The following is a 19,035-nucleotide window of genomic DNA, read 5'->3' as shown; positions in this document are numbered from 1 at the left end:
CATAGCCGGGGCCGCGCCGCCTGCCTATCGGGTCCGCAACGCGCGCCGCGTGGCGCAACGCGCGCGCCAACGAAAAACGGCGCCGCAAGCGGCGCCGTGCAAGGCTTTCCTTCGATCGGCCGGCCGCTTACGCGCCCGAACCGTCGCGCTGCGCGCGACCGCGCTTGATCCACGCCTCGAGGTTGTGCGGACGAACCGTGTCCCACTCCTCGAACGGCTGATGAATCCACGGATTCGTCGGCAGGAACTGCGTGTGATAGTCGGGCTTGACCTTCGAGCACCCCTTGTACCAGAGCACGGCCGAACGCACGGCCGTGACCGCCGGATAGCGCTCCTTCAGGTGCTCCTGCACGCGCGCGAGCGTGACGCCCGAATCGACGAGGTCGTCAACCAGCAGCACGTTGCCCGCGAGATGGCCGCGCGTCATCGTGATGTACTGCGCGATGTCGAGCTCGCCCTGCTCGGTGCCGGCCGCTTCCCGGTACGAACTCGTCGCGAGAATCGCGAGCGGCACGTCATAGATGCGCGACAGTTGATCGCCGACGCGCAGGCCGCCGCGCGCGAGGCACAGGATCTGGTCGAACTTCCAGCCCGACGCATGCACCTGGAGCGCGAGCAGCTCGATCAGACGGTGATACTCGTCCCAGCCTACCCACAGGTTCTTGTCGTCGTTGCGCGGATCGGTCATCAAGTCTGCCGCCGTCATCGTGATTTGCTGCGTCATCTGAAAATTACACCTTGAACGGATGGCGGAGCAGGATCGTTTCGTCGCGGTCCGGGCCCGTCGACACCATGTCGACCGGCACGCCAGCCACTTCCTGGACGCGGGCCAGGTATGCCTGCGCGTTCGCCGGCAGCGCGTCCCACGTATTGATCCCGACGGTGCTTTCCTTCCAGCCGGCGAACGTCTCGTACACCGGTTCGCAACGCGCGACATCGACCGCGCCGCGCGGCAGGATGTCCACGTCCTTGCCGTCGACGTGGTAGCCGACGCACAGCTTGACTTCGTCGAGGCCGTCGAGCACGTCGAGCTTCGTCATGCACAGGCCCGACACGCCGTTGATCTGGATCGAGCGGCGCAGTGCAGCCGCATCGAGCCAGCCGGTGCGGCGCGGACGGCCGGTGACCGAACCGAATTCCTTGCCGACGTTCGCGAGCGTGACGCCGATCTGGTCCTGACGCTGCGGGTTGTCCGCATCGTACAGCTCGCTCGGGAACGGGCCCGAGCCGACGCGCGTGCAATACGCCTTCGTGATGCCGAGGATGTAGTTGAGTTTCTGCGGACCGACGCCCGCGCCGGCCGACGCCGCACCTGCGACGCAGTTGCTCGACGTGACGAACGGATAGGTGCCGTGGTCGATGTCGAGCAGCGTGCCTTGCGCGCCTTCGAACAGCAGGTTCTGGCCCGCGTTGTTCGCGTCGTACAGGCGGCGCGACACGTCGGCCACCATCGGCTTCAGGCGGTCGGCATAGCCGAGCATCGTGTCGAGCGTGGCCTGGAAATCGACGGCCGCGCCGCCCAGATACTGGGTCAGCACGAAATTGTGGAAATCGAGATTTTCGCGCAGGCGATCGGCGAAGGTCTTCGCGTCGAACAGGTCCTGCACGCGCAGCGCGCGGCGGCCGACCTTGTCTTCGTACGCGGGGCCGATGCCGCGGCCCGTCGTGCCGATCTTGCCCGCGCCCTTGCGCGCTTCGCGCGCCTGGTCGATCGCGATGTGGTACGGCAGGATCAGCGTCGCGGCTTCGGAGATGAACAGACGGTCGCGCACGTTCACGCCGGCTTCTTCGAGCTCGCCGATTTCCTTGAACAGTGCTTCGGGGGACAGGACGACGCCGTTGCCGATGTAGCAGGCGACGCCTTCACGCATGATGCCCGACGGAATGAGGCGCAAGATCGTTTTCTTGCCGCCGATGATGAGGGTGTGGCCGGCGTTGTGACCGCCCTGGAAACGCACGACGCCCTGAGCGTGGTCCGTCAGCCAGTCGACGATCTTGCCCTTGCCTTCATCACCCCATTGCGTTCCCACGACGACGACATTGCGCCCGGGAGTCACGTTCACTGCGCTGGCAGACATGTTGATTCGTTAGCTGGTTAAAAACGTATTCTACCTATGTTCGCGGGCGATTCCGAATTTTTCCGTTTCGCTTCAACGATATGCACGCCGAAGCACGGCCCGCGAACACCTGTTTATCGGGGTTCGACCACCCATGCGCCGTTGCGCTCGACGAGCGAACGATCGCACGCAAACTCGTCGAGCACGTGGTCGTGGCCCGGCAGCGCCTGGATCACGACCTCGCCCGCATCGCGCAGCGCCGCGACCGCCGCGCCCAGCGCGTCGTCCTGCGCCCACGGCGCGAGGATCGCGGTGCCACGCGCCTCGACCGGCGAAATCCGCGCGAGCTCGCGCAGGTCGAGCGAGAAGCCGGTCGCCGGACGGGCCCGGCCATAGGCCTGCCCCACGTGGTCGTAACGGCCGCCGCGGGCGATCGCGTTCGGCACGCCGTCGATGTACGCACTGAACATCGCGCCGCTGTGATACGCGTAGCCGCGCAGGTCGGCGAGATCGATCGCGACTTCGACGCCCTTCGCCTGCGACGCAAGCTGCGCGAGATCGTCGAGCGCCCGCGTGATTTCGGGCAGCACCGGCAGGCGCGTGCGCGCCTCGGCGAGCACGCTCGCGTCGCCGTAGAGATTCGGCAGCGCGCGCAGCGCGGCGCGCGTATCGGCGCCGAGATCGTCGGTGAGTTCGTTCAGCAGCGGCACGTCCTTGCCCGACAGCGCGTCGTACAGCGACTCGCCGCGCTCGGCGGCCTGCGCGTCGCGCGCCAGCAGCGCCGCGAGCACGCCCGCGTGACCGAGGTCCAGACGGATGCGCGACAGGCCCGCGAGATGCAGCGCGTCGAGCATCAGTTGCTGGATCTCGAGATCGGCTTCGAGCCCGGCGTGGCCGTAGATTTCGGCGCCGATCTGGATCTGCTCGCGCGTCGCGTGCAGGCCGCGCGGACGCGTATGCATCACGTGGCCCGCGTAGCAGAGGCGCGTCACGCCCTGACGGTTCAACAGGTGCGCGTCGATCCGCGCGACCTGCGGCGTGATGTCCGCGCGCAGGCCAAGCGTGCGGCCCGACAGCTGGTCGACCAGCTTGAAGGTGCGCAGGCGCAGATCGGCGCCGCCGCTCGTCAGCAGCGACTCGAGATACTCGAGCAACGGCGGCATCACCATTTCGTAGCCGTACGAACGGAAGCGGTCGAGCAGCCTGCGGCGCAGCTCCTCGATCTTGCGCGCTTCCGACGGCAGTACGTCGGCGATATTCTCGGGAAGTAACCAGGTCGACATCGGTACGGTCCTACGACGGGAAACGGCACGCGACACGCGCGCCGCGAGTTGAATCGGAACTTCGAAATCGGGCGGAACGAACGGCGGATGCGCCGTCCGGATCGGGGCGCCGGTCAGGTCGCGAGCAGCAGCAGCACGAGCCCGAGCACCATCACGATCAGCCCGCCGATCCGGATATGATGCGGCGGCCGCTCGGCTATTCTACGAAACGTGTCGCGCCAGGCGACGGGAAACACGAAGGGGAACGCCCCCTCGATGATCAGCATCAGCGCTACTGCGAGCAACAACGAGCCAGCCAGGTCCATGCGAACGACGGCGCCGCTCGACGCGGCGCCCCAAGGTCAATGTTTGCGGGAAGCAGGCGCCGCCGGTGCGGCACCGCCCGTCGGGCTGCGCATGAAGCGGAAGAACTCGCTGTCGGGATCGACGACGATGATGTCGTTGCGCTTGAACGTATTCCGGTAGGCCTGCAGGCTCGCGTAGAACTGATAGAACTGCGGATCGCGGCCGAACGCATCGGCGGCGATCGTCGCGGCCTTCGCGTCGCCCTCGCCCTTGATCGTCTGCGCGGACTTGTACGCGTTCGCGAGCACGGCCTGCTGCTCGCGTTCGGCGTCGGCCTTGATCTGATCGACGTCGGCCGCGCCTTGCGCACGCACCTGGGCCGCCTGATCGCGCAACGCACCGATCATCCGTTGATAGACGACGTCCGTCTGCGCGGCCGGCAGGTCGACACGCGTCAGCTGGACGTCGACCACGTCGACGCCGAAACCGGACGCTTTCGCCTTCGCCGCATCGCGCGCCGCCTCGGCGATCGCGCGCTGACCGCCGAGGGCATCGTCGAGCGCGCGCTTGCCGAATGCGTCGCCGAGCGCGCTCTTCAACGCGCCGGACAGCCGTTCGGTCGCCGCCGCCGGGTCGCCGCCCGTCGCGGTGAAATATTTCATCGGATCGCTGATCCGGTACTTCACCGCGTACGCGACGAGCAGGTCGTGCTTGTCTTCGGTTGCCAGTTGCAGCGGATCGGACGACTCGAGCGACTGCAGGCGCGTGTCGATCAGCGTGGCCGTCTGCAGCGGCGGCGGCAGCTTGAAATGGACGCCGGGGCCCGCGAGTTCCGGCTGCGTACCGTCGCGACCCGACAGCACGGCCGCATGGCGCGGATCGACGGTAAGGACCGTCGACGATGCCGCGAAGGCAACGATCACGATTGCGACGACGAGCGCAATGATTCGGTTCATGTTCTGCGCTCTCCGTTACTTCGTATCGTCTTCACGCGACCGGCTGCGAAACGCTTCGCGCGAGCGCAGCACGTCGACACCCGACGCGGTGGCGGCCGGTGCGGCACTCGCCGGCGCGGCAGCGGCCGCCGACGGCGCCGTAGCCGCCGGTGCCGACGCTGCATCGGCGGCGGACGCGCCGGTCGACGTCGCGGCGTTTTGCCGCCCCTGCTCGACGAGCTTGTCGAGCGGCAGGTACACGACGCTATTGCCGCCCTTGTTGCCGACGAACACCTTCGTCGCGTTCGAATAGATTGCCTGCATCGTCTCGAGGTACATCCGCTCGCGGATGACCGCCGGCGCCTTCGAATACTGCGCGTAGACCTGCTTGAAGCGGTCCGCGTCGCCCTCGGCTTCCGTGACCACGCGATCGGCATACGCCTTCGCTTCGTCGACGAGCTTCGCCGCATCGCCCTGCGCCTTCGGCAGCAGGTCGCTCGCATACGCCTGCGCGGCGCGCTTCGCGGCCTCGCGCTCGTCGCGCGCCTTCGCGACTTCGGCGTATGCGGCCTGGGTCTGCTCGGGCGCCGCGACGCTCTGCATCGTGACGGCCGTCACCTCGAGCCCCGACTGGTAGCGGTCGAGATCGCGCTGGATCGCGGTGGACAGCTGCTCGCGCAGCGCGTCGCGATCCTGGTTCAGCATGTCGGCCGCGCTGCGCGTGCCGACGATCGCGCGCACCGCGGCCTGCGCGGCCTGCGACACGCTGCGCTCGGGATCGACGCTGCGGAACAGGTAATCGGTGGCGGAACGGATCCGGTACTGGACGATGAAGCGCACGTCGACGATGTCGGCATCGCGCGTCAGCATCGCGGCTTCCTTCACGTTCGCGAGGCGCACGACGTTGTTGCGGCCGATCTCGATCGAGCGGACCTGCGACGTGTCGACGATCTCGTGCGACGCGAACGGATACGGCGCGCGCCAATGCACGCCCTGGCCGACCGTGCCCGACACCTTGCCGAGCTGCAGCACGACACCCGTCTGGCCTTCCTGCACGACGAACAGCCCGCTGCCCGCATAAACCGCGACCAGCACGCCGATCACGATGCCGACGCCGACCCGTGCGGCCCGGCCGTTGTCGGGACGGAAGCCGTTGCCGCCCTTGCCGCCGAACAGGCCGCTCAGGCGCCGGTTGAAGTTGCGCCACATCTCGTCGAGATCGGGCGGACCGTCGCCGTCGCCGCCTTGCGGACGCTTCGATTCATTCGCACGGGGGCGGGATCCGTCCTTGCCATTGCCTTCGCCGCGTCCCCAGCGGGGATCGTTGATCGACAGCAAGGCGCGCATCCGCCGCCAGGTACTCCGCTCGTTGTATTCGTTCACCAGAGTTTGTTCACCAGATTGGACGCCGGCGAACCGGCCGGGACCGGTTAGCGCCCGTGTTCGGAAATCGTGTGGTCTTCGTGCGGTTCAGCGGACGTGCCATCGAGCACGTCGGGTAACGGCGCGCTGGAAAGGTGTTCCGCGGAGGCGATTTCGGCGATGGCGGCACGCAACGTATCAAGACCCTGACCGGTGCGCGCGCTCAAAAAGACGCGCGAAATATTACCATACTCGTCCCGTTCGACCGCGTCGCCGCGGGCCGCCAGCTCGGGCACGGCGTCGATCTTGTTGAACACCAGCACCTGCCGGATCGTGTCCGCGCCGATCTCGTGCAGCACGCCGTTGACCTGCTCGATCTGCTCGAGCCTGACCGCGCTCGATGCGTCGACCACATGCAGCAACAGATCCGCATGGATCGTTTCCTCGAGGGTCGCGCGAAACGCCGCGACGAGCTGGTGAGGCAGCTCGCGGATGAACCCGACCGTATCGGACACGACGATCTGCCCGACCTCGTCGCCGAGGTACACGCGCCGCGACGTCGTATCGAGCGTCGCGAACAGCTGGTCGGCCGCATACGCCTGCGCTTTCGTCAGCGCATTGAACAGCGTCGACTTGCCCGCGTTCGTATAGCCGACGAGCGACACCGACATCGTGCCGCTGCGCGCGCGCTGCCGACGCTGCGTGCTGTGCTGGCGGCGCAGCCGATCGAGCCGCGACTTCAGCATCTTGATGCGTTCGCCGATCAGCCGGCGGTCGGTTTCGAGCTGGGTTTCACCGGGGCCGCGCAGGCCGATACCGCCCTTTTGCCGTTCGAGGTGAGTCCACGCGCGAATCAGCCGGGTCGACAGGTATTGAAGCTGCGCGAGCTCGACCTGCAGCTTGCCTTCGTGGCTGCGGGCACGCTGCGCGAAGATGTCGAGGATGAGGCTCGTGCGATCGACCACGCGCCTGTTAAGTGCCTGCTCCAGATTGCGTTGCTGGGCGGGCGCCAACGCGTGGTTGAAGATGACGATTTCGACGTTGTGCGCGTCGCAGGCAAGCCGCAGTTCTTCGGCTTTGCCGCTGCCGATGAACATCTTGGCATCGGGACTTGCGCGACGACCCGTGAGGGTGACGGCGGGACGGGCCCCTGCACTGGAGGCGAGAAGACTGAGTTCTTCGAGACTGGCTTCGAAATCGGTCTTACCGAAATCGATGCCGACGAGCGCTGCGTTGATCAAATTATCGGGTGTCAAGATAAGGCGGCTGGCATCGGTCGCTCGCGGCGACCGGATGCCGGCCGCTGCAATAGGTTAGGACGAGGCTTCCGCGTCCGGGTGGAAATTCACCGGGCGCGCCGGCACGACCGTCGAGATGGCGTGCTTGTAAACCATCTGGGTCACCGTATTACGGAGCAACACGACGTACTGGTCGAACGATTCAATGTTCCCTTGCAGCTTGATGCCGTTGACGAGGTAGATCGAAACGGGAACGTGCTCTTTGCGCAGTGCGTTCAAAAACGGGTCTTGTAACAATTGCCCTTTGTTGCTCATGGCGTACTCCATCTTTTTTTGCAGGTTGATCTGGATTGGCGGCGAAGAAAAAGAGATCCGCTGCCAATCGCTACACTATAGCTGATTTTGCCTGCCCCGCCCGGGCATAGGCCATGTGGCCTAGCCCTTGTGGGACGCGCGTTGCAGACGTGCTTCAGCCCTTGTCCGCGTACGGGTTGTTCGACGAACGGAACTCTATGCGCAATGGAGTCCCGGTCAGCGAGAAAGTTTCGCGGAATCGGTTTTCGAGGTAACGCTTGTACGTTTCCGTCACGGCGTCGAGCGCGTTGCCGTGGATCACGATCAGCGGCGGATTCTGCCCGCCCTGGTGCGCGTAGCGCAGCTTCGGACGCACCGGGCCGCGACGGCGCGGCTGCTGGAATTCGACCGCCTCGATCAGCGCGCGCGTGAGCTTCGGCGTCGGCAGCTTCGCCATGGCCGCCGCGTACGCGTCGTCGACCGAGCGCATCAGCGCGCCGATGCCGGTCTTCTTCGCGGCCGAAATGTAGTGCGATTTCGCGAAGTCGAGGAATTTCAGCTTGCGGGTCAAATCCGCTTTCGCGCGGTCGCGCGCGTGGTCGTCGAGGCCATCCCACTTGTTGACGCCGATCACGAGCGCGCGGCCCTGCTCGACGACGAAGCCGGCGATGTGCGCGTCCTGGTCGGAAATGTCCTGCTGCGCATCCAGCAGAAGAATGACGACGTTCGCGTCGGAGATCGATTGCAGCGTCTTCACGACCGAGAACTTCTCGATCGCCTCGAACACCTTGCCGCGACGTCGCAGGCCGGCCGTGTCGATCAGCGTGTATTTCTTGCCGTTACGCTCGAAGTCGACGTAGATCGAATCGCGCGTCGTGCCCGGCATGTCGAACGCGATCACGCGATCTTCGCCGATCAGCGCGTTGACGAGCGTCGACTTGCCGACGTTCGGACGGCCGACGATCGCGATCTTGATGCCGCGCGACGGATCGTCCTCGTCCGCTTCCTCGGGCTGGCCCGCGTACGCGACTTCGAGCGCCTCGTTGATCATGTCGGTCACGCCGTCGCCGTGCGCGGCCGAGATCGCGCGCGGATCGCCGAGCCCAAGCTCGTAGAAGTCCGTCGCGACCGCCGTGTACTTCATCCCCTCGGCCTTGTTGACGACCAGGAAGATCGGCCGGCCGGTCTTGCGCAGGTAGTCGGCGATCGACTTGTCCTGCGGCGCGAGCCCGTTACGGCCGTCGACGATGAACACGACGACGTCGGCTTCCTCGACGGCCTGCCGCGTCTGACGCGCCATTTCGTGCAGGATGCCGTCCTTCGCGACGGGCTCGAAGCCGCCGGTATCGACGACCAGGTACGGCCGCTCGCCGACGCGCCCTTCGCCGTAATGGCGATCGCGCGTCAGGCCCGGCAAGTCGGCGACCAGCGCATCGCGCGAGCGCGTGAGCCGGTTGAACAGCGTGGATTTCCCCACATTGGGGCGCCCAACAAGGGCAATGACCGGTTTCATCTGTGTTTTCTACGGTGAAGCGCAGCAGCGGGAGGCCCGCTGCTGCGGGCGGCTGCGCTGAATGAAAATATCACGAATTCGCGCCGCCTCGGATGCGCGCGCCCGGCGTGCGTCGCGCGCCGTCGTCTTTCGTCTCGAACTGCCTTTCAAATACCGAGCGGCCGGGAACGCCGGCCGCCTTCAAGTCGCGCGGCCGCGGCGCGCGGGACCCGCCCGCCGCGCCACGGCCACGCCTGTTTCCTGCGCGTCAGCGCGGGCGGAACCCGTACAGGCCGCCATCCTTCGTCTGCACGACGAGCGTATTGCCCGCGAGGACCGGCGCCGCCGTAATCGCGCTGCCGTCGGTCTTCATCCGCGCGATGAAGCTGCCGTCCTCGCGCGACAGGAAGTGCACGAAGCCCTTGTAATCGCCCATCACGACCGCATGCCCGAGCAGGTACGGCACGCCGACGTCACGGCTCTTCAGCTTGTCGTTGCGCCAGAGCTGGTTGCCCGAAGCAGCATCGTACGCGGTGACGACCGACCAGTCGTCGCCGCCGGCGACCACCGAATCGTCCTGCGCGAGGCCGCTGCGGCTCGAGAACGCCTTTTCCCACAGCGGACGGCCCGAGTTCGCATCGAAGCAGCCGAGCTGACCCTGGAACGTCACCGCGCAGGCTTCCGCGCCGACGAGCGTCGGCGGGCCGCTGACGTCGTTGATGCGCTCGACCTCGGTCACGCCCTTCGGGAACGACACCGGGGTCTGCCAGAACGGCTCGCCCGTCTGCAGGTTGATCGCGACCAGACCGCCGCCCGGGAAGCCCGCGAGCACGGCCGCGTCGCCCGCGAACGTCATGCCGGCCGACACGCGCAGGTTCAGCGGCACCGCACGGTTGCGGTAGTTCCACTTCTGCTCGCCCGTCTGCGCGTTGAACGCGATCACCTGGCCGTCGATCGTACGGACGACCACGAGGCCGTTACCGACGAGCGGCGGCGAGAAGATCTCGCCCTGCACGCTGGTCTTCCACAGCTGCTTGCCGTCCGGGCCCAGCACGAACACGCCGCCCTTCAACGCACCGACCGCGGTCAGGTTGCCGTCGCTGCCGACACCGGCCGACAGGTCCGAACCGACCTTCGAGCGCCACAGCGTCTGGCCCGTCTTCGCGTCGATCTTCTCGACCGAACCGTTTTCGCCCGCCGCATAGACGGCGTCGCCCACGGCCACCGGCGAGAACAGGTAGCGCCCGCCCTTGCCGACGCTCGCCTTCCAGACCTGTTGCACGTCCATGACGGGCTTGAACTCGGTGAGCGGAGTCGGCACGCGGCGCGCGTCCTTCGACGACGAGCAAGCCGCCAAAGCGAGGACAGCCGCCGCGCAGGCAACGGGCACAGCGTAACGTTTCAGCAAATTCATCGGTTAGCGAAGCAGAGTTAAGAGGTTGAGGGGACCGGGATTCAGCCGCCGAGCGCGTCCAGCTTGAACTGCACGAGCTGGCGCGCAGACTGGTCGTCCTTCGACAGGCCGTCGAGCGCGAGCTTGTAAGCCGCGCGCGCATCGTCGGCCTTGCCTTGCGCGGCCAGCAGATCGCCGCGACGATCGGCCACGAGGCCCTTGAATGCATCGACCGGCGTACCCGACAGCAGCGTGAGGCCCGCATCGTACGCCTTCTCGTCGAGCAGCAGCGACGCGAGACGCAGCTTCGCGATCTGCTTGTACTCGTCGTCCTTGGCGTGATCGACGGCCCATCGCAGCTGCGCCTTCGCGCCTGCCGCGTCGCCGGCCGCATACAGCGTCTTCGCGGCCGCGAGCGCCGTCATCTGCGCATACGGCGTGCGGCCGAACTTGTCTTCCATGTCGGCGGCCGCGCGGGCCATCGTCGCCTTGTCGTTCGCGGCGGCAGCCTTCTGGACCTGCTCGTACAGCCCGGATGCCTCGGCAGCCTGACGGCGCTGCCAGTAGTTCCAGCCGTTGAAACCGGCCGCGACGACGAGCGCCGCGAGCACGATCCACGTGGTGAGGTTGCCCCAGCGGGCCCACCACGCCTTGAGACTTTCAATCGATTCTTGTTCGTCGTGATAACTCATCGGCGAGCGATTCCTTCTTCCTGTTCAGGCTTTTCTTGTCGAGCGAATGCCAGCGCGATCAGTCGTCGCCGTCTTCGGCGGATGCAACCATCGCATTGATTAGGAATTCGGTCAAGCTTTCGACCGGTACGGTCTGCTGAACGTTCTTTTCCCCTTCCGCACCCGCGCCGCGCAACGCTTTCACGCCCACCGTGCCATTCGCGACCTCTTCTTCGCCGAAGATCACCGCGAACGCGGCGCCGCTGGCATCGGCCCGCTTCATCTGCGACTTGAAGCTCGCCGGCGCGCCGTCGGCGCTGCAGTGGAAAATCACGTCGAGGCCCGTGTCGCGCAGGCGCTCGGCCGCGATGAACGCCTGTTCGCGCGCGGTTTCGCCCTGGTGCACGACGTACACGTCGACGCCTTCCTGCTCGGGCATGAGATCCTCTTCCTTCAGCAGTTCGAGGATGCGCTCGATGCCCATCGCCCAGCCGCACGCGGCGGTCGGCTTGCCGCCGAGCTGCTCGATCAGCGGATCGTAGCGGCCGCCGGCCGCGACCGTGCCCTGCGCGCCGAGCTTGTCGGTCACCCACTCGAACACGGTCAGGTTGTAGTAATCGAGGCCGCGCACGAGACGCGGGTTGATCTTGAACGGAATATTGTTCGCGAGCAGCAGGCGTTGCAGCCCCTCGAAGTGTGCGCGCGACTCGTCGCCGAGGAAGTCGATCAGCTTCGGCGCGTTCTGCGCGATTTCCTGCAGCGCGGGATTCTTCGTGTCGAGCACGCGCAGCGGGTTCGTATACAGGCGGCGCTTTGCATCCTCGTCGAGCACGTCGGCAAACTGCTCGAGGTACTTGATCAGCTCGACGCGGTGCGCGGCGCGCTCCTCGGCGAGGCCGAGCGAGTTGATCTCGAGCTTGATGCCGGTCAGGCCGAGGTCGTCCCACAGGCGCTGGCACATCATGATGATCTCGGCATCCGCATCGGGACCCGCGAAGCCGAGCGCCTCGACGCCGACCTGGTGGAACTGGCGATAACGGCCGCGCTGCGGACGCTCGTGACGGAACATCGGGCCGATGTACCACAGCCGCTTCGGGCCGTCGTACAGCATGTTGTGCTCGATCGACGCACGCACGACGGCCGCGGTGTTTTCCGGGCGCATCGTCAGGTTCTCGCCGTTCAGCGCGTCGGTGAAGCTGTACATCTCCTTCTCGACGATGTCGGTGACTTCGCCAATGCCGCGCGTGAAGAGCTGCGTATGTTCGACGATCGGCGTGCGGATGTTCTGGTAGCCGTACGCGCGCAGCAGCGATTTCACGGTAGCTTCGAAGAATTCCCACAGGCCGGCATCCTGCGGAAGGATGTCGTTCATGCCTTTGACGCCGGTGAGCTTCTCGATCTTGCGTTTCTGTTCAGTCATCGTTCGTGTGTGTGGACGAATTAGTTCAGGGCCTCGGTGCGGCCGTAATTGCGTGCGACGTAGTCGCTGACGATCTGCTGGAATTCCTCGGCGATCCGCTCGCCGCGCAGCGTCTTGACCTTCTCGCCGTCGATGAAGACAGGCGCGGCCGGGTTCTCGCCCGAACCCGGCAGGCTGATGCCGATGTTCGCGTGCTTCGATTCGCCCGGGCCATTGACGATGCAGCCCATCACCGCGACGTTCATCTTCTCGACGCCCGGATATTCCTTGCGCCAGGCCGGCATCTGCTCGCGCAGATACGTCTGGATCTGCATCGCGAGTTCCTGGAACAGCGTGCTCGTCGTGCGGCCGCAGCCCGGGCACGCGATCACCATCGGCGCGAACGAGCGCAGACCCATCGTCTGCAGGATTTCCTGGCCGACGATCACTTCGCCGGTGCGCGACGCGCCCGGTTCCGGCGTCAGCGAGATGCGGATCGTGTCGCCGATCCCTTCCTGGAGCAGCACACCGAGCGCCGCCGTCGACGCGACGATGCCCTTCGAACCCATGCCGGCCTCGGTCAGCCCGAGGTGCAGCGCGAAGCCGCAGCGGCGGCCGAGTTCGCGGTACACGGCGATCAGGTCCTGCACGCCGCTGACCTTGCACGACAGCACGATGCGGTCGCGGCCCAAGCCAAGCTCCACCGCGCGCTCGGCCGAGCCGATCGCCGACTGGATCAGCGCCTCGTACATCACGCTCTGCGCGTCCCACGGCTGCGCCCGCGCGCCGTTCTCGTCCATCATGCGCGCGAGCAGATCCTGGTCGAGGCTGCCCCAGTTCACGCCGATCCGCACCGGCTTGTCGTACTTCGCCGCGGCCTCGATCATCTGCGCGAACTGCGTGTCGCGCTTCGCGCCCTGACCGACGTTACCGGGGTTGATCCGGTACTTCGACAACGCCTCCGCGCAGCCCGGGTAGTCACGCAGCAGCAGGTGGCCGTTATAGTGGAAATCGCCGACGAGCGGCACGGTCACGCCCATCCGGTCGAGCTGCTCGCGAATCGCCGGCACGGCGGCCGCGGCTTCGGGCGTGTTGACCGTGATGCGCACCAGTTCGGAGCCCGCATTCGCGAGTTCCTTGATCTGGATCGCCGTGCCGATCGCATCGGCCGTGTCGGTATTCGTCATCGACTGCACGCGCACCGGCGCGTCGCCGCCGATCGTCACGAGTTGCCCGCCCCAGCGGACATCCACCGCATGCGATACGCGGCGCGGCTGATGCCCGCCGAACACCGGCTCGGTTGAACAAATCTGACTGCTGCGTGGGGATTGAGCTTCGGATTGCATCGATAGATCCATTTACGCGGAATGCGCCGCGACGCGGCGCATGAATTGAAAAAGCGCCGTGCCCTCACGGCCTGCCGATACCGACGGCAAGCCTTCGCCACGGCGCTTGACGTCAGGGCAGCGTGAACCGCGCCACGTTACCCCGCGCTGCCGAATATTTTGCCGGATCGACCGGTTTTCCGTCGAACGCAACCGCGTCGAGGCCGGCCTTGTTGCCGATCGTGACCTTGAACGGCCCGTCACCGGCAACCTGCTTCGTTTCGCCGGCGCGCACCAGCGCCGAGAACAGCTCCTTGCCGTTCTTGTCGCGCACGCTGAACCAGCAATCCTGCTTGACCTTCAGTTCGACCGTCGACTGGCCTGCCGCGACCACGACGCTCGCCGGCTGGGCCGGCGCGGCCGTGCTCGCCGCTGCCGTTGCCGCCACGGGCTGCGATGCCGCCGCCGTCGCGACCGGGGCCGCGGGCGCCGGAACAGCCGGCGCGATCGCCTGCGCCGGGGCAGCCGATGCAGCAGCCGGGGCCGGAACCTCATTCGCCACCGCCGCAGACGCGCCGTTCGTGGCCGCTTCTTCGGCAGACGACGATGCCGCCGCCGCGCTCGCGGCCGACGCATGTTCGGCGTCGCCGCCCTTGAAGCGCGCGAGCAGGCTCGACGAATCGCCGCCAGTGTGCCACATCAGTACGGCGACCACCGCGACGATGACGATCCCCGTTCCCCACAGCCACGGATGGTGGCGCGACGAGCCGCCCAGCGGAATCGACACGCGGCCGCGCGGCAGATCCGTGCCCGACGACGCCGGCATCGACAGGTCGACTTCCGGCACCCCGCGCTCGCGGCGCAGCGCCTGCGCGAACGGTTCCGGATCGACGCCGAGCATCTTCGCGTAGCTGCGCACGACCCCGAGCGCGAACGTCACGCCGGGCAAATGGCTGATGTCGCCGGCCTCGAGCGCCCGGAGCTTTTGCGGTGCGACCTTGAGTCGCGCCGACACGTCGTCGACCGACCAGCCCTTCGTCTCCCGAAGCTGCGCCAGCCGGCTGCCGACCGCCGCCAGCGATTCCAGTCCCGCCGGTGCCGGTTTCGCGGCATTCGTCTCTGCGCCGTTAGACGGCTGCGGCTCACTCATCCTTGTCCTCGCGTCGATTCTTCTTCACTGGCGGCTGCCGCCGGCTCCCGCCGGCCGGCACCCGCAACGGTCCGTACCATGCGCGGCGCCGAGGCGCCGCGACCGATCGCTATTCGCGTGTTGCACCGCCAAAGGGTTCGGGCACCCCGGCCAGGTGCCCCCGTCAAACCGCCCGAACTTCGATGATTTTTCCTGCTGCGCCCGTTCGTTCCGCGAGGCGCGTACGATCCTTCACCGCGCCGGCCAGTTGCCCGCACGCAGCGTCGATGTCGTCGCCGCGCGTCTTGCGCACGGTGGTGACGACACCCGCGTCGATGAGGACCTGCGCGAAGCGCTTGATCTGCTCCGGCTTCGAGCGGATGAGGCCCGATTCCGGAAACGGATTGAACGGGATCAGGTTGAACTTGCACGGCACGTCGCGCGTGACGGCCAGCAGTTCGCGCGCATGCGCTTCGGTGTCGTTGACGCCGTCGAGCATGCAGTATTCGAACGTGATGAAGTCGCGCGGCGCGACTTTCAGATAACGCTGGCACGCAGCCATCAGCTCGCGAAGCGGATACTTCTTGTTGAGCGGCACCAGCTCGTCGCGCAGCGCATCGTTCGGCGCATGCAGCGAAACGGCCAGCGCGACCGGCAACTCAGCGCCGAGGCGGTCCATCATCGGCACCACGCCGGACGTCGACAGCGTGACGCGACGGCGCGACAGGCCGTACGCGTTGTCGTCGAGCATCAGCCGCATCGCGGGCACGACCGCGCTGTAATTCAGGAGCGGCTCACCCATGCCCATCATCACCACGTTGGTGACGACCCGTTCGGCCTTGCCGTTCGGGCCGGGCGCGCGGCCCAGCGACGCTCGCAATGCAAATTCGGCCATCCGGAGCTGGCCGATGATTTCGGCTGTCGACAGGTTGCGGGAGAAGCCCTGCTTGCCCGTCGAACAGAAGCGGCAGTTCACCGCGCACCCGGCCTGCGACGACACGCACAGCGTGCCGCGCGTCTCTTCCGGGATGAACACGGTTTCGACCGCATTGCCGTTTCCGACGTCGATCAGCCACTTGCGCGTGCCGTCGGTGGAAACGTGATCGCTGGCGATGTCGGGCATCACGATCGACGCGCGGCCCTTGAGCTTTTCTCTCAGGGACTTCGCGAGATCGGTCATGCCGTCGAAATCGCCGGCGTTGTACTGGTGGATCCAGCGCTGCAACTGCTTGGCGCGGAACGGCTTCTCGCCCAGGCTGCCGCAGTACGCGACAAGACCCTCGGCGTCGAAGTCGAGAAGATTGACGGAAGTTTCGCTCGTCATGATGTGCTGCCTTGCCGCGTGCGCTGAATCCTGCCTACTTGCTGTCAGCCAGGGCTTAACGCGAGTAAACGTTCATTTCCGGGAAGAAGAACGCGATTTCGACCGCTGCCGTTTCCGCAGCGTCCGAGCCGTGCACGGCGTTCGCGTCGATGCTGTCGGCGAAGTCGGCGCGGATCGTGCCCTGTTCCGCCTTCTTCGGATCCGTCGCGCCCATCAGGTCGCGGTTCTTCAGGATCGCGCCTTCACCTTCCAGAACCTGGATCATCACCGGGCCCGAGATCATGAAATCGACGAGGTCCTTGAAGAACGGACGCGCTGCGTGAACTGCGTAGAACTTCTCTGCGTCAGCACGCGACAGGTGTGCCATGCGCGATGCGACGATCTTCAGGCCGGCGCCTTCGAAACGGCTGTAGATCTGGCCGATCACGTTCTTTGCCACCGCATCCGGCTTGATGATCGACAGGGTGCGCTCGATTGCCATAAAAACTCCAAAAAATTAAGAAGTTACAGGTTCAAATGAATCCGCTATTGTAGCACGATCCCGTGTATCATTGCGATTGAACCCTTACACGAATGAAAGGTTCAGAATCCATATGTTTTGTTCCGCCGAGCCATTGAAACCTCGCGGCACGGAACGTATCTTAGCCATAGCTGCCCCGGTTTGCTGCGCCGCACATCGCGCGCGCCGAACCGGCCCCGGACGCCCACGCGTTCAATGTTAGGAGAAACCATGAACGACTATCCGTACAATTTCGGCCGCGGCGGTTCCGTCAGCACCGCTGAGGTTCGCAACCGCGTGCTGCGGAACACGTACTGGCTGCTCGCGCTGTCGATGGTGCCGACCGTGCTGGGCGCCTGGGTCGGCGTCGCGACGGGCTTCTCGCTGTTCGCGGCCACGAGCCCGATGATGAGCCTGCTCGCGTTCTTCGCGATCGCGTTCGGCTTCATGTTCGCGATCGAGCGGACCAAAAACAGCGCGGCCGGCGTGTTCGTGCTGCTCGGCTTCACGTTCTTCATGGGCCTGATGCTGTCGCGGCTGCTGAGCTTCATCCTCGGCTTCTCGAACGGCCCGTCGCTGATCATGCTCGCGTTCGGCGGCACCGGCATCATCTTCGCCACGATGGCGACGGTCGCCACCGTCAGCAAGCGCGACTTCTCCGGGCTCGGCAAGTGGCTGTTCATGGGCGTGATCGTGATCCTGCTCGCGTCGGTCGCGAACATCTTCCTGCAACTGCCGGCACTGATGCTCACCGTGTCGGTGCTCGCGATCGCGATCTTCTCGGCCTACATGCTGTTCGACGTCCAGCGCGTCGTGAACGGCGGCGAGACGAACTACATCTCGGCCACGCTCGCGATCTACCTCGACCTGTACAACGTGTTCACGAACCTGCTCGCGCTGCTCGGCATCTTCGGCGGCAACCGCAACTGACGTTCGCTGCGCACCATGAAAAAACCGGCCCGCGGGCCGGTTTTTTTACGTCCGCCGCCCGGCTCAGTCGCGCTCGAACAGCGCGATCGATTCGACGTGCGACGTATTCGGGAACATGTTCACGACCCCGGCGCCCTTCAGCCGGTAGCCGGCCTCGTGCACGAGCAGGCCCGCATCGCGCGCGAGCGTCGACGGGTTGCACGACACGTAGACGATGCGCTTCGGCAGCGGGCCTTCGCCGCTCTGCGCGATCTCGGCCAGCGCCTTCGACACCGCGAGCGCGCCTTCGCGCGGCGGGTCGATCAGGAACTTGTCGAATGCGCCGAGCGCGCGGAGATCGTCGCCCGTCACTTCGAACAGGTTCCGGCACGCGAACGTCGTGTGGCCGTCGACCCCGTTCTCGCGTGCGTTCGCCAGCGCGCGCGTGGTCAGCGTGTCGCTGCCCTCGATGCCCATCACTTCGCGCGACAGCCGCGCGAGCGGCAGCGTGAAGTTGCCGATCCCGCAGAACAGGTCGAGCACGCGATCGTCGCGCGACGGCGCGAGCAGGCGCAGCGCCCGGCCCACCAGCACGCGGTTGATCTGGTGATTGACCTGCGTGAAGTCGGTCGGCTTGAACGGCATGCGGATGCCGAATTCCGGCAGCGTGTAATCGAGCGATACGTCGAGCGGATAGAACGGCGTCACCGTGTCCGGCCCCTTCGGCTGCAGCCAGAACTGCACGTTGTGCTCGTCCGCGAACGCGCGCAGCAGCGCTTCGTCGTCCGCGTTGATCGGCTCCAGCACCCGCAGCACGAGCGCCGTGACGGCCGAGCCGACCGCGAGTTCGATCTGCGGCATCCGGTCGCGAATCGACAGCCCCTCGACGAGCCGGCGCAGCGGCACGAGCATTGCCGACACGTGCGGCGGCAGCACTTCGCAGCTCGTCATGTCGGCGACATAGCTGCTCTTCTTCTCGTGGAACCCGACCAGCACGCCGCCCTTCTTCGCGACGTTGCGCACGGTCAGGCGCGCCCGGTAGCGATAGCCCCACGACGGACCGTGGATCGGCGCGAACATCGTTTCCGCGCGCAGCTTCGCCAGGTGCCACAGGTTGTCTTCGAGCACGCGCTGCTTGACCGCCACCTGCGCGCGCATGTCGAGATGCTGCATCGAGCAGCCGCCGCAGGTGCCGAAGAATTTGCATTTCGGCTGCGTGCGCATCACGCTCGGGCGCAGAATGTCGACGACCGTCGCCTGCTCGTAGCTCGGCTTGCGGCGATAGCTCGAATAGGTCACGCGCTCGCCCGGCAGCGCGCCTTCGACGAAGATCACCTTGCCCGGCTGACCGTCCTCGGTCATCGTGCGGCCGACACCGCGCGCTTCCATGTCGAGCGATTCGATCTCGAGAACCGGGGCGGGCCCGGGCGCGACGGGCGC

Annotated in this window: 18 protein-coding genes; 1 reads left to right on the top strand and 17 read right to left on the bottom strand. The window is 66.2% G+C overall.

The window, feature by feature from the left end; all coding sequences use genetic code 11:
- Positions 1–127: 127 nt before the first annotated feature.
- The 16 genes from HWX03_RS09875 to ndk all read right to left on the bottom strand — a co-directional run bounded on the left by HWX03_RS09875 (position 128) and on the right by ndk (position 16,668).
- Positions 128–724, bottom strand: a complete 597-nt coding sequence (locus tag HWX03_RS09875; RefSeq protein WP_006478688.1) for a phosphoribosyltransferase — start codon at positions 722–724, stop codon at positions 128–130.
- 7 nt (positions 725–731) lie between these two features.
- Positions 732–2,078, bottom strand: a complete 1,347-nt coding sequence (locus tag HWX03_RS09870) for an adenylosuccinate synthase (protein ID WP_027784575.1) — start codon at positions 2,076–2,078, stop codon at positions 732–734.
- Between the two features lie 113 nt (positions 2,079–2,191).
- Entirely contained in the window at positions 2,192–3,340 is a 1,149-nt protein-coding gene (locus tag HWX03_RS09865) for an ATP phosphoribosyltransferase regulatory subunit (protein WP_006496416.1), read from the bottom strand.
- A 113-nt stretch (positions 3,341–3,453) separates the two neighbouring features.
- Positions 3,454–3,645, bottom strand: coding sequence for a DUF2065 domain-containing protein (locus tag HWX03_RS09860; protein ID WP_006478685.1), 192 nt, complete (start codon positions 3,643–3,645; stop codon positions 3,454–3,456).
- A 36-nt stretch (positions 3,646–3,681) separates the two neighbouring features.
- Positions 3,682–4,581: a protease modulator HflC gene (locus HWX03_RS09855; protein ID WP_175871100.1), complete on the bottom strand. Its 900-nt coding sequence runs from the start codon at positions 4,579–4,581 to the stop codon at positions 3,682–3,684.
- A 15-nt stretch (positions 4,582–4,596) separates the two neighbouring features.
- Complete coding sequence (hflK, locus tag HWX03_RS09850; protein WP_175819717.1) at positions 4,597–5,943, bottom strand: FtsH protease activity modulator HflK; 1,347 nt, start codon at positions 5,941–5,943, stop codon at positions 4,597–4,599.
- A gap of 47 nt (positions 5,944–5,990) precedes the next feature.
- The gene (hflX, locus tag HWX03_RS09845) at positions 5,991–7,163 is read right to left on the bottom strand and encodes a GTPase HflX (protein WP_175871150.1); all 1,173 of its coding nucleotides are present in this window, start codon (positions 7,161–7,163) and stop codon (positions 5,991–5,993) included.
- 72 nt (positions 7,164–7,235) lie between these two features.
- Entirely contained in the window at positions 7,236–7,475 is a 240-nt protein-coding gene (gene hfq / locus HWX03_RS09840) for an RNA chaperone Hfq (protein WP_006399927.1), read from the bottom strand.
- Positions 7,476–7,629: 154 nt separating this feature from the next.
- Entirely contained in the window at positions 7,630–8,967 is a 1,338-nt protein-coding gene (der, locus tag HWX03_RS09835; protein WP_014896912.1) for a ribosome biogenesis GTPase Der, read from the bottom strand.
- Between the two features lie 247 nt (positions 8,968–9,214).
- The gene (gene bamB / locus HWX03_RS09830; protein WP_174433730.1) at positions 9,215–10,360 is read right to left on the bottom strand and encodes an outer membrane protein assembly factor BamB; all 1,146 of its coding nucleotides are present in this window, start codon (positions 10,358–10,360) and stop codon (positions 9,215–9,217) included.
- Between the two features lie 41 nt (positions 10,361–10,401).
- A complete protein-coding gene (locus HWX03_RS09825) occupies positions 10,402–11,031 on the bottom strand; it encodes a tetratricopeptide repeat protein (RefSeq protein WP_175871099.1) in 630 nt (209 codons plus the stop codon).
- A 58-nt stretch (positions 11,032–11,089) separates the two neighbouring features.
- Positions 11,090–12,430 carry a histidine--tRNA ligase gene (gene hisS / locus HWX03_RS09820; protein ID WP_175819714.1) on the bottom strand — a complete coding sequence of 447 codons (1,341 nt, stop codon included), beginning with the start codon at positions 12,428–12,430 and terminating at the stop codon, positions 11,090–11,092.
- 20 nt (positions 12,431–12,450) lie between these two features.
- Positions 12,451–13,755: a flavodoxin-dependent (E)-4-hydroxy-3-methylbut-2-enyl-diphosphate synthase gene (ispG, locus tag HWX03_RS09815; protein ID WP_175871098.1), complete on the bottom strand. Its 1,305-nt coding sequence runs from the start codon at positions 13,753–13,755 to the stop codon at positions 12,451–12,453.
- Between the two features lie 112 nt (positions 13,756–13,867).
- Positions 13,868–14,884 carry a helix-turn-helix domain-containing protein gene (locus HWX03_RS09810; RefSeq protein WP_175871097.1) on the bottom strand — a complete coding sequence of 339 codons (1,017 nt, stop codon included), beginning with the start codon at positions 14,882–14,884 and terminating at the stop codon, positions 13,868–13,870.
- 163 nt (positions 14,885–15,047) lie between these two features.
- Complete coding sequence (gene rlmN, locus HWX03_RS09805) at positions 15,048–16,187, bottom strand: 23S rRNA (adenine(2503)-C(2))-methyltransferase RlmN (RefSeq protein ID WP_011549686.1); 1,140 nt, start codon at positions 16,185–16,187, stop codon at positions 15,048–15,050.
- 55 nt (positions 16,188–16,242) lie between these two features.
- A complete protein-coding gene (gene ndk, locus HWX03_RS09800; protein WP_174383085.1) occupies positions 16,243–16,668 on the bottom strand; it encodes a nucleoside-diphosphate kinase in 426 nt (141 codons plus the stop codon).
- Between the two features lie 249 nt (positions 16,669–16,917).
- On the opposite strand from ndk, the gene HWX03_RS09795 reads away from it, so the two are divergent.
- Positions 16,918–17,616 (top strand): Bax inhibitor-1/YccA family protein, encoded by a 699-nt coding sequence (locus HWX03_RS09795; protein WP_151068224.1) that lies wholly within the window; start codon positions 16,918–16,920, stop codon positions 17,614–17,616.
- Positions 17,617–17,679: 63 nt separating this feature from the next.
- Here the strand turns inward: HWX03_RS09795 and rlmD are convergent, their stop codons facing one another.
- Positions 17,680–18,984: a 23S rRNA (uracil(1939)-C(5))-methyltransferase RlmD gene (gene rlmD / locus HWX03_RS09790; RefSeq protein ID WP_254616752.1), complete on the bottom strand. Its 1,305-nt coding sequence runs from the start codon at positions 18,982–18,984 to the stop codon at positions 17,680–17,682.
- Positions 18,985–19,035: the final 51 nt, after the last annotated feature.

It is taken from the genome of Burkholderia sp. BCC0397, from assembly GCF_902832865.1.
Taxonomy (GTDB): domain Bacteria; phylum Pseudomonadota; class Gammaproteobacteria; order Burkholderiales; family Burkholderiaceae; genus Burkholderia.
This window is presented reverse-complemented; position numbering and strand designations above follow the sequence as displayed.

Bases quoted from the DNA above. Each gene is read 5' to 3' on its own strand.
- HWX03_RS09875 (WP_006478688.1), bottom strand. From the start codon at position 724: ATGACGCAGCAAATCACGATGACGGCGGCAGACTTGATGACCGATCCG.
- HWX03_RS09870 (WP_027784575.1), bottom strand. From the start codon at position 2,078: ATGTCTGCCAGCGCAGTGAACGTGACTCCCGGGCGCAATGTCGTCGTC.
- HWX03_RS09865 (WP_006496416.1), bottom strand. From the start codon at position 3,340: ATGTCGACCTGGTTACTTCCCGAGAATATCGCCGACGTACTGCCGTCG.
- HWX03_RS09860 (WP_006478685.1), bottom strand. From the start codon at position 3,645: ATGGACCTGGCTGGCTCGTTGTTGCTCGCAGTAGCGCTGATGCTGATC.
- HWX03_RS09855 (WP_175871100.1), bottom strand. From the start codon at position 4,581: ATGAACCGAATCATTGCGCTCGTCGTCGCAATCGTGATCGTTGCCTTC.
- hfq (WP_006399927.1), bottom strand. From the start codon at position 7,475: ATGAGCAACAAAGGGCAATTGTTACAAGACCCGTTTTTGAACGCACTG.
- der (WP_014896912.1), bottom strand. From the start codon at position 8,967: ATGAAACCGGTCATTGCCCTTGTTGGGCGCCCCAATGTGGGGAAATCC.
- bamB (WP_174433730.1), bottom strand. From the start codon at position 10,360: ATGAATTTGCTGAAACGTTACGCTGTGCCCGTTGCCTGCGCGGCGGCT.
- HWX03_RS09825 (WP_175871099.1), bottom strand. From the start codon at position 11,031: ATGAGTTATCACGACGAACAAGAATCGATTGAAAGTCTCAAGGCGTGG.
- hisS (WP_175819714.1), bottom strand. From the start codon at position 12,430: ATGACTGAACAGAAACGCAAGATCGAGAAGCTCACCGGCGTCAAAGGC.
- ispG (WP_175871098.1), bottom strand. From the start codon at position 13,755: ATGCAATCCGAAGCTCAATCCCCACGCAGCAGTCAGATTTGTTCAACC.
- HWX03_RS09810 (WP_175871097.1), bottom strand. From the start codon at position 14,884: ATGAGTGAGCCGCAGCCGTCTAACGGCGCAGAGACGAATGCCGCGAAA.
- rlmN (WP_011549686.1), bottom strand. From the start codon at position 16,187: ATGACGAGCGAAACTTCCGTCAATCTTCTCGACTTCGACGCCGAGGGT.
- ndk (WP_174383085.1), bottom strand. From the start codon at position 16,668: ATGGCAATCGAGCGCACCCTGTCGATCATCAAGCCGGATGCGGTGGCA.
- HWX03_RS09795 (WP_151068224.1), top strand. From the start codon at position 16,918: ATGAACGACTATCCGTACAATTTCGGCCGCGGCGGTTCCGTCAGCACC.
- rlmD (WP_254616752.1), bottom strand. From the start codon at position 18,984: ATGGAAGCGCGCGGTGTCGGCCGCACGATGACCGAGGACGGTCAGCCG.